Genomic DNA, 938 nt, shown 5'->3' with positions numbered 1-938 from the left:
GGCGTCAACGGCTTCATCGGCCACCACCTGACGCGCCGCATCCTGGAAACCACGCCGTGGGAGGTCTACGGCATGGACATGAACACGGACCGCCTGGGCGACCTCGTCGAGCACCCGCGCATGCACTTCTTCGAGGGCGACATCACCATCAACAAGGAGTGGATCGAGTACAACATCCGCAAGTGTGACGTGGTGCTGCCGCTGGTCGCCATCGCCACCCCCGCCACCTACGTGCGCCAGCCGCTGCGCGTGTTCGAGCTGGACTTCGAGGCCAACCTGCCGATCGTGCGCGCCGCGGTCAAGTACGGCAAGCACCTGGTGTTCCCGTCGACCTCCGAGGTCTATGGCATGTGCGGCGACGAGGAATTCGACCCCGACGCCTCGCCGCTGGTCTACGGCCCGATCAACAAGCCGCGCTGGATCTACGCCTGCTCCAAGCAGCTGATGGACCGCGTGATCCACGCCTACGGCATGGAACAGGGCCTGAACTACACACTGTTCCGCCCCTTCAACTGGATCGGCGCCGGGCTGGACTCGATCTTCGAATCGAAGGAAGGCTCGTCGCGCGTGGTGACGCAGTTCCTCGGTCATATCGTGCGCGGCGAACCGATCAAGCTGGTCGATGGCGGCGCCCAGCAACGCGCCTTCGCCGACATCGCCGACGGCATCAGCGCGCTGATGCGCATCATCGAAAATCCCGGCGGCGTGGCCAGCGGCAAGATCTACAACATCGGCAACCCGGGCAATATCCACTCGGTGCGCGAGCTCGCCGAGATGATGCTGAAGATGGCCGCCGACTACCCGGAATACGCGCAGCAGGCGCGCCTCACCCAAATCGTCGAGACCTCGTCGGGCGACTTCTACGGCAAGGGCTACCAGGACGTGCAGCACCGCGTGCCGAAGATCGACAACACCATCGAGGAACTGGGCTGGCGCCC

At 64.6% G+C, this 938-nt stretch carries 1 protein-coding gene; it reads left to right on the top strand.

Features of this window, described 5'->3' with window-relative positions; genetic code table 11:
• On the top strand, positions 1–938 hold a 938-nt coding region (locus tag MKD50_RS30465; RefSeq protein ID WP_252669769.1), incomplete at both ends, for a bifunctional UDP-4-keto-pentose/UDP-xylose synthase.

The organism is Cupriavidus mimosae, assembly GCF_023952485.1.
In the GTDB taxonomy this organism is placed as follows: domain Bacteria; phylum Pseudomonadota; class Gammaproteobacteria; order Burkholderiales; family Burkholderiaceae; genus Cupriavidus; species Cupriavidus taiwanensis_C.
Note: the sequence above shows the minus strand (reverse complement) of the source record. Positions and strands in the feature narration are given on the sequence as shown.